The sequence below is a fragment of the Loktanella sp. DSM 29012 genome, assembly GCF_900110705.1.
In the GTDB taxonomy this organism is placed as follows: domain Bacteria; phylum Pseudomonadota; class Alphaproteobacteria; order Rhodobacterales; family Rhodobacteraceae; genus Loktanella; species Loktanella gaetbuli.
Genome location: NZ_FOEJ01000017.1, coordinates 1 through 8303, shown reverse-complemented (window position 1 = coordinate 8303; position 8303 = coordinate 1). Strand labels below are relative to the sequence as shown.

Here is an 8303-nt window from a genome sequence, read left to right as displayed (position 1 = left end):
CTTATCCGAAGAATGCTTCACGGAAACTCAACGATGCTATCCGGCAGGCCTATCAAGAGTAACGGACACGGATTCCCCACGCCTCGACGCACTCTATCGTCAAGTTTGCGCCAGTGCGTCGTCGCTTCCCCGAATTTGTCCGCAACAAACTTACGGCAAAATGCTTCACGGAAAGTGAGCGGCTCCTTAACACGGTTAATCAAACCACTGATCGAAGCTTTTTGACGTGAAGTCGGTTCGTAGCCCCAATGGGTGAGGTCATCGAGCGATAAAATTCGGTTCTCGTCCAAAAACCTCCCGACCATGTCCCTCATCTTCTCATGAAGTGACGTCCCGCGCGTGATGATTACCCCTACCGAGATCGCGCCGTCTGCATGCAATCGTTTGTAATTTTCAAGATCGCGATCGAAGAATGGGTCCTTGTTGTTCCATTCAATTTCAAGAGCGATCCGACCGGCGGGAAGCTCCCGAACATGGTCAATTTCATGAGATTGGCTCTCAAGGAGCTTTCCATTTACCTTACGTTCCACGTGGAAGTGAAATTTGGGCCACTGCCTCTCGGCTAAGGCGTTCCTTAGTCTCTGCGTGCCTTTCGCTTCACCACCACCTCCAGCGATCAGCTCCTTTATGGGAATCTTGAATTCCTTGAGAACGTCGGTCAGTTCCGCTTCGACCTCCGGAAAATCGACCTCAAGAATTGCACGGGCATGTGACACGACTTCGACCTGGTAGCCTTGCTTTTGCAGTTCATGTAACATCGTTGCTTCCATCAGGTTTGGCCGCGATAATCACTGAATGCCCGCGGGAGTCGAGTCGATTCCGCTAGACTGATATGCAGGAAGCCCTTGTTAGCTCATGAAAATTCACAAGATTTACTCGCATTTGAACGGCGAAGAATACCTGATGGCACGCCGACCCGCACTTTGGGTGGAAATCCAAAGCGTCATTGCCAAGGTTGATGGCCTTGCGTGCAAGACGAAGAAATCCAAAGAAGCGAAAAAATTCGGTGCCACGCTTTACTCGCCTCCGGCATTGAACAAAGAGTTTAAGGATAGGTTCGAAGAATGCTCACCGCCTTGGAAAAAAGAGGAGTTTAGCTACTATGTTTGCGAAGATGAACGCACAACTCGTAGCGTCCAAAACCTGCCCGCGATAGAGCAAAAGAGGATTATCGAAGATGCGGGGTTCGAGGCGTTATCGACCAGCAATGAGACCGACTTTGTCAAAGACCGAGTTGCTGTTGAAGTCCAATTTGGGAAGTACTCTTTCGTCGCACACGATCTTTACGTGAAGCATCTGGCCTTCTTTGCTGCCGGAAAAATAGATGTTGGCGTCGAAATATTGCCAATGAAGAGCATGTCGCGCGAAATGTCCTCTGGCCCCACATTTTTTGAGAAAGACCTAAGCAATATTTTAAGGCAAGGCAGGGGCATACCGGGTGTACCGCTTGTCGTTATTGGTGTCGGCCCTTAGGCTGCACGCGCAAGCTGCTTGTCTGAATTTTTTCGGCTAAACCAAACACCAACAATTACTCCAGCGATAATTCGATACGCATGCCGCTTAAGCTTTGCTTCATTGACGAATTTGCCGTTGCTGTCGCGCTGCCCTACCAGCTCCAGCACGATGCGTTCCGCGTCTACTTCGGTCAAAACAGCGAGCAGGTCATCATAAACGTCGTTTGCAATTTCACCTAAAAGATCAACCCAATGATATGGGCCCTCTCCTTGCCTACGCCTTGTCCAAATCCGTTGCAGTAGAGCTCCATCAACTGAAGTTATCAGCTCTTCCATGCTATTGCTGCTTGCAGTGGCCCGTACCGCAACGTCCTCAAGTTCGACACATTTTTCTAGCTGAGAACCTAGTTTCTCGTCTAAATAGTGCGTCCGAATATCCTTTGAATTTCCCGAATAAAACCGCATCGACCACGTGGTATCAACCTCACCAACCTCGTTTGCGAACTCAAACCTCATACCGCTCTTAAAGCGAAGGTGAGGAATAGCTGCACGAAATCGGCGCTTCTCGGGGTAGGTTTTCCCAGCTGTATCTACCTTAGTAGCAAGAGCATTTTTGACTGGAAGACAAAGGTCAGCGCCGGCCTCCGTGTGAGGGATGAAGTCGGCCCCTGTCCGCCCTAGGGCGTATGACGCCAATATGTAGCTAAACGTTGGCGGGATCGCATTCCCAATCATTTTTACCTTTTCGGAAAAGGACTTACCAAAAAACTGATATGTAATGGGGAAGCCTTGTAAGGTCGCCCGCTCTCGAACCGTCAAACGTCGGTAGCCTGCTCCACTGGCGACGACGATACTCTCTCTCGACACTCGCGTACACGTTGCAGTGACTGTACGCGCAGGAACATCTAGGCGGTCAGGGAACGACATATTGTTGTAAACTGGATGGAAGACTTTGGATTCGCGATTGAGGCGGAGCTCTTCGTCATCCAACAACTCTTCCTGCTCACGTTCAGTTACTTGAGGCTGAGAAAGCTCTACGCCCCAGACCGGATCAACCACCCGTCCTTTGCATCCAATTGCCTTAGTGACGTCTCCTAACGTCAAATTCGCGCAGTACGGCTTGAACTGGTTTATCTGCGCCAATGGAATGTTGGTCGCGACGCATCTCTTCCGAGCCTGAGGACAACCGAATTCTGAAAAATCGAAAACTCCAATGTTTGGCTTAAGTTCTCGATACTTATAAAGTGACGACTCTGAATCAGAGAAGCATGCTTCCAAGTACTTTGCTACCCTGGGTACGTTCTCCATCGCCCAAAAGCGTGGTTTCAGCCGCTCAACAATGGCAAAGAAGCGCTCAAGGTCAACTTGTCCATCAGCCAAGTCTCCGCTTCCGCCGCGATTTGAGTAAGAAAATTGAGTGCATGGCGGACTTCCCACCACGAGATCAATGTCGCTTGGCAGGCTATCCAAATCCATCGTGCGGATGTTGATCGACGTCAACTCTGTGCCATGGTTGCCATTATGCGTGTCTATGGCAGGCTGCCACCATTCATACGAGCCAACTACATCAACACCAGCCAGCTTAAGTCCTAGGCTCCAGCCACCGATTCCCGCGTACAGATCAATTGCTCTCATGATCACCCCATTACTTGACGAACAAACTACAAGATTCTGTAGAAGACACAAGATCTAACGAAGGGTAATCATTCGCTTTCGTTAATCCGGCAACCTGCCTATGTGGCGAAGCGAATGTTGGCTTCCCGTCCGTTGCAGTCCTACGACGTGCATAAGACGCGAAGGAATACCGTACGCGCTTCTTCGTCGCAGAAGGCTTCCATTCTTCCATCAACCTTGGATGAACCACCAGCTTTAGCAATGTCCTAGGAGGCCCTCACGAACCATATAAATCGAGCAAACCTCTGTATCTAAATAAAGAAACAGAGGAGACAGCTTATGCTGCACTACATTAATCAACTATTTCTGCGTATCCCGAATCGCAGACCCAACACCCTCCGCTGCGACCCTTGGAGCATAGTGTTTTCGGTCATCGCCATACTCTTGCTTATGGTCCGTTGCGATGGATGACTATCAGGAAGGCGACATCGTGGTCATCAAGGCCGGTGAAGACTGGCCCCAACACCTTTTCCAAATCCACGAGGTCTTTGAAGACTGCGTGACCGGGTACTCTTTGGATGGCCCACTTGAAGACTGCTACGGCGAGCCGCCCTTGGACCTGATCCTAGGTCTGCACAAAGCTTGATGGCAAGGATGTCGAACATCCCAGCCCTCAACTGAAACCCAATCAAATCAATAGCTAAAAGCAACTGAGGCACTGCCTCGGAAGTAGACTGCATGTCTATTCGCATCAAGTATGCCTACCTGCATGGTCAGGTCTGGATGTTTCGCCGTAACTACCCCGCAGACGTCGCTCTGGTCTTGGGAAGCAAAGCTCTAAAACGATCGCTAAAGACCAGTGACCCAAAGGTCGCGAAGGCGCGTTCGCTGGAGGTCAACGCGATTTACGAAGAGCAGGTCAGCAAAGCCCGTAGTGGTATCAACGTCATGACGGCCACGGCACAGAGCGGATCGCCTGCTGAGGGACTTGGTGCTGGCTGGGACGGGATCACAAAGCAGACCGTTGCCCGCCTACGGGCCTCTCTGGAAGCCTCCGGCACTACCGGCTTTACGGGGACCAAGCGAACGTCGGCAAAGGTCGGTGATCTCGCAAAAACCTACCTCAGGAAACGGGCCCAAGAGCTACGTCCCGGTGGCTACAAGTCGGTTCGATATTCTGTGGGGCTGTTCGCTAGCAAATTCGCTGGTGTGCCAGTGTCTCAGCTGGGCCGGGATGAAGGACGGTTCTTTTTGGACACCATCCCCGATCTCTCAAGGGTCATCGGCAAATCAGAAGCCACCCGGCGGATGGGATTTGATCGGTTGATCGAGTTCTCGCGCAGGAGGAACGACGGCATTACGGTCAGGACCCAGAAACGGATATGGTCACAGGTCAAACACTTCCTAGACTGGGCGGTGTACGAAGGGGAGATCGACCAGAACCCTTTCAGGACTGTGAGGTTCGAGCGAAAGGTTCGGCCTGCACCCTATGCCGTCCCGACCGATGCTGAGGTTGCCCGCCTGCTGGCAGCTGAGGACAAGGAGCTCCATCATGCTCTGCTGTTTTGCCTGCTCACCGGTATGCGATCTGGTGAGGCGGTTGGTCTTCTACGCGATGATCTCGTGCGGAAGGGTAATCTGGGTTGGTTCGCTTTGGTCCGTCCGAACGCGGTGCGGGAACTGAAAACTGACGCGTCGGCCCGTCAGGTTCCGCTGCATCCTGTTCTACAAGACCTGCTGCCGTTGCTGCCAGCACAGGGCGAGTTGTTCCCTGAGTTAAACGTCAATCTCGTCACCAAGCAGTTTACGAAGCTGCGGGACCGGTTGGAGTTGAGCCGACCTGGTTTAGTTTTCCATTCCACCCGGAAGTGGTTCATCACCCAGTGCGAACGAACGGGCGTACCAGAGCACTTCACGGCATCGCTGGTGGGCCATAAGTCGGCCCGATCTGAAAACCAGCTAACCTACGGGATTTACTCAGCAGGGATCAGCGACGAGCAGCAGCGGTCGATCATCGACCAGATACGGCTACCAGCATGAAGGTGCTGCCCAACATCGAAGAGTTCGAGGAACGGGCAGCGATTTGCCAGTTTGAGTCCGAGGCGACAAAAGCTGAGGCAGAAGACGTCGCGGCTCAGGATCAGGGCTTCAAGGATGCTGACGACTATTGGAGCTGGCTGGCTGACTACGTGATCAACCGGGCAGTGCCCCGTTAACAAAAACCCTCGGCGGCTTCGGCTGCCGGGGGATTAAATTTTGGTTTGCCCTTTTTTTCTGATCAAGCGGACTTACTTCGATGTTATCAAGCAAAGGACGGGCTCTTGCGTCGTTCTTACTAAGGCACAAAAGAGGGGTCCTATCCTTTCTGGCCGGTCTAAAGAATGGGTTTTGGCTCTTTTCTTTCTACACATTGAAGACCCGAACTTCGATTAGTTCGCAGTCTACTAAATTTTGCATCTCGCAATATTAAACTGTGGAAAAAAGGAAAGAATATGAAAGCCCACTTTCGTAATAAACGACCGAGCGTAATTTTAGAACTACCCCCCGATGCCGCTAGGGCCTACTTGCTCAAGTCCGAAAGCTATTTCGCTGCTGAGTTGCCCCGGTACTTCGATTTCGGCCCGATGCTAACCCGCATATCTACTCTACTGAGCAAAACGCCTTTGGCTGACCTGACAGTCAAAAATCTACAGAATTGCAAGGGGATCAATCATACGATCCTCCACAATAAGGATGGTCAATTCGCTTGGCGACCTCAAGAATTGATCCACCCATTTCTTTACGTTGAGCTGGTGCACCGTCTGACCGAACCAAAGAGTTGGGCGTTGATACAACAACGTTTCGCGGATTTCGGGCAGGATCGCAGATTTAAATGCACCAGTTTGCCACTCGTCTCCAACTCTTCGGTTTCTGATAAGGCAGCGCAAATTTTGAGGTGGCGGGAAGGCCACGAACTTGCGTCTTTAGAGCTGAGTCTGCAATTCGACTACATGCTGAAGACAGACATCACTGACTGCTATGGCTCACTCTGCACGCGAGCATTTGCTCCTGCCCTACACGGTTTGGAACTCCAGGAAGGCAACGACCGAAGAGGAGGCAGAAAGCTTCTTGGTAACGCCCTCGGCAGCCTTGTTCGAAGCGCGCACGGTAACCGCACCCACGGACTGCCGCACGACTCGAACCTTTCCCACCTACTTGCTGAACTGGTCTTGGGCTACGGGGACTTGCTTATATCTCAGGATCTGAACCGTGCTGGTCTCTCCGAGTTTAAAATAATTCGCTATCGTGACGATTACCGCGTCTTTGCGCACTCACGGCAAGATTGCGAGCTGATTGCGCGTACAATTTGCAATGTACTTCGCGACTTCGGCTTGAAACTAAACCCTGGTAAAACCGGGATCACCGATGAAGTTATTGCTGCGGCCATCAAGCACGACAAGCGTTGCTCTGTGAAAATAGGATTTCAGTCTACCCGGCTAATTGATGATCTTTTAGGTATTTACGACCTTGCCCTTCAGCATCCTAACTCAGGAAGTGTGATCCGTTTTCTAATGGAGTTCCAGAAGAAGATTATCCGGAAAAAAGGCGCGCAGGAACCGGTGGCTCCGATGGTCGCAATCCTCACAGACATCGCAATCCGTAACCCACGCACTTATCCGATTTATGCGGCTGTTTTGAGCAGGATGTTTTCGTGGGTCAGTCGGAAGGTTGCCAGCGCACTACTCGTCCAAATCCAGGCGAAGTTCGTATCCGTCCCCCATACTGGCCATTTGGATTTGTGGCTACAGCGCATTGCCATACCAAACGGGTTACCTTTCACCTACAGCGAACCCCTGTGCCGCACAGTATCCGACCCTGAGTTTCATGTTTGGAACAACGACTGGTTGCAGGAACAATACAGGCATCTGGTGAAGGCCTCGACCTACGTTGATTTGTCAGAGTTGGAGCCGGTAGTGCAACTCGGCGAGGTCCAGCTTTTCCACTACGGCAGCTAAACCGCCGTTTCAGATTTCTTACACCTCGGTGGCTTCGGCTGCCGGGGGTCTAAGATCACTTCTTTGGCTCCGCCTTCCTATCTCGTTCCAATCTATCTCAATTTTACTTGGCCGATCGATATCATAGCGGTTTGCGGTCAGCCGCCAAGAAAAATCAAATCTATCCAAATCATACTAAAAAGATGCGTCGGAGTTTGATGCTGCAAAGCTCTATTTCACGTATTCTAGAGAGAGATTTAACTCCTTCGCCCTCAAAATAAGGGTGTCGTAGGCTTTTGAGATTCTGATGGATGTGGTATGTAGTTCCGATACTATAATTTCACGTGGGCGCTCACTCCCGTTCCCGTCGCGGCCATCGCGAATTAGCATAAAATCGGAATATAGCTCAATTGGCCGCATTTCGAGGCGAACAATCGACATAAGGCCCTGAGCTCCTCGCAACAGCTCCTCAAATGCATTCTGCAGTGCGGGGTCGCGGAAGTGATACTCTGCGCCACGCCAATTATCTGCTAAATCCGTGACTGCTTGTAAGCGATCTAAGCGAAGCCCATTAGCAAACTGAGTGTCGCGAATAAAATTAACTACTTCCCTCGGCAGTTTTTTCAAAAACTTATTCAACATGAGCTGATCTTGGTTCGGAGGCCGATTAGCCCTGCAGTATTCGACAATTATTATTGTCAGTCCGACCATTACCAGGAAAATTCCTATCGCGTATTCAAGCAGCCCTGACTTCTGATCGTTAAGATCGGTCAGATCATAAATGACTAGCCTTAAGATAGACCACGGGTCGACTAAAATAGCGAGTCCACCTGCGAGTGTAAGAAACCCAGCCCTTCGGATCGGATTACCCCTCCACAGGCGGAGAAAAATTTTAGCATAGTGGATGATAATTTCCATTCTGGGGTGCATGTATGGGGCTATTCTTTCTTCCAACCAATTAAACTATCGAGGACTAGTTCCGACTGTTCCATTGTGCCATTACTGAACGATAGCACCGTCCGCATAACTCGCACCTCAGGACCTACAACGGATGTATGCTGTAGGCACCTGCGAAGCAGCTGAAGGCGTCGGGTCACGTAGATCAGGCGCTCCTTGCTACCTTCGGTCCTATAATGCAATCGGGCAATATTAAGATATTCCACTACGGTGGCTAGTACTCGCTAACAATGATCCTCGGTGGTTTCGGCTGCCGGGGGACCACCTCACGCTCTCTTTTTTTGTCACTTCTCACAAGCCACAC

8 protein-coding genes are annotated in these 8303 nt (G+C 51.0%); 5 read left to right on the top strand and 3 right to left on the bottom strand.

Annotated features, from left to right (window positions below):
• Positions 1-17 precede the first annotated feature (17 nt).
• Complete coding sequence (locus tag BMX27_RS16615; RefSeq protein ID WP_090161688.1) at positions 18-758, bottom strand: BglII/BstYI family type II restriction endonuclease; 741 nt, start codon at positions 756-758, stop codon at positions 18-20.
• 97 nt (positions 759-855) lie between these two features.
• Here BMX27_RS16615 and BMX27_RS16610 point away from each other — a divergent pair, with 97 nt between their 5' ends.
• Positions 856-1473 (top strand): BglII/BstYI family type II restriction endonuclease, encoded by a 618-nt coding sequence (locus tag BMX27_RS16610; RefSeq protein ID WP_090161685.1) that lies wholly within the window; start codon positions 856-858, stop codon positions 1471-1473.
• Here the strand turns inward: BMX27_RS16610 and BMX27_RS16605 are convergent.
• A complete protein-coding gene (locus BMX27_RS16605) occupies positions 1470-3089 on the bottom strand; it encodes a DNA cytosine methyltransferase (RefSeq protein WP_090161680.1) in 1620 nt (539 codons plus the stop codon). The genes BMX27_RS16610 and BMX27_RS16605 overlap by 4 nt on opposite strands.
• Before the next feature lie 442 nt (positions 3090-3531).
• Between BMX27_RS16605 and BMX27_RS16600 the strand changes: the two genes are divergently transcribed.
• The 4 genes from BMX27_RS16600 (at position 3532) to BMX27_RS16585 (ending at position 7063) form a co-directional block, all read left to right on the top strand.
• A complete protein-coding gene (locus BMX27_RS16600) occupies positions 3532-3714 on the top strand; it encodes a hypothetical protein (RefSeq protein ID WP_090161677.1) in 183 nt (60 codons plus the stop codon).
• A 92-nt stretch (positions 3715-3806) separates the two neighbouring features.
• Positions 3807-5108, top strand: coding sequence for a DUF6538 domain-containing protein (locus BMX27_RS16595; protein ID WP_177172774.1), 1302 nt, complete (start codon positions 3807-3809; stop codon positions 5106-5108).
• Positions 5105-5284, top strand: a complete 180-nt coding sequence (locus BMX27_RS16590) for a hypothetical protein (protein ID WP_090161675.1) — start codon at positions 5105-5107, stop codon at positions 5282-5284. Before BMX27_RS16595 ends, BMX27_RS16590 begins: the two co-directional genes overlap by 4 nt.
• Positions 5285-5560: 276 nt before the next feature.
• Positions 5561-7063: an RNA-directed DNA polymerase gene (locus BMX27_RS16585; RefSeq protein ID WP_090161672.1), complete on the top strand. Its 1503-nt coding sequence runs from the start codon at positions 5561-5563 to the stop codon at positions 7061-7063.
• A 210-nt stretch (positions 7064-7273) separates the two neighbouring features.
• Here the strand turns inward: BMX27_RS16585 and BMX27_RS16580 are convergent, their stop codons facing one another.
• A complete protein-coding gene (locus BMX27_RS16580; protein ID WP_090161669.1) occupies positions 7274-7960 on the bottom strand; it encodes a hypothetical protein in 687 nt (228 codons plus the stop codon).
• Between the last annotated feature and the right edge of the window lie 343 nt (positions 7961-8303).

What these genes read in the sequence shown, in the direction of transcription:
- BMX27_RS16615 (WP_090161688.1), bottom strand. Translation starts at nt 758, where the DNA reads ATGTTACATGAACTGCAAAAGCAAGGCTACCAGGTCGAAGTCGTGTCA.
- BMX27_RS16610 (WP_090161685.1), top strand. Translation starts at nt 856, where the DNA reads ATGAAAATTCACAAGATTTACTCGCATTTGAACGGCGAAGAATACCTG.
- BMX27_RS16605 (WP_090161680.1), bottom strand. Translation starts at nt 3,089, where the DNA reads ATGAGAGCAATTGATCTGTACGCGGGAATCGGTGGCTGGAGCCTAGGA.
- BMX27_RS16600 (WP_090161677.1), top strand. Translation starts at nt 3,532, where the DNA reads ATGGATGACTATCAGGAAGGCGACATCGTGGTCATCAAGGCCGGTGAA.
- BMX27_RS16595 (WP_177172774.1), top strand. Translation starts at nt 3,807, where the DNA reads ATGTCTATTCGCATCAAGTATGCCTACCTGCATGGTCAGGTCTGGATG.
- BMX27_RS16590 (WP_090161675.1), top strand. Translation starts at nt 5,105, where the DNA reads ATGAAGGTGCTGCCCAACATCGAAGAGTTCGAGGAACGGGCAGCGATT.
- BMX27_RS16585 (WP_090161672.1), top strand. Translation starts at nt 5,561, where the DNA reads ATGAAAGCCCACTTTCGTAATAAACGACCGAGCGTAATTTTAGAACTA.
- BMX27_RS16580 (WP_090161669.1), bottom strand. Translation starts at nt 7,960, where the DNA reads ATGGAAATTATCATCCACTATGCTAAAATTTTTCTCCGCCTGTGGAGG.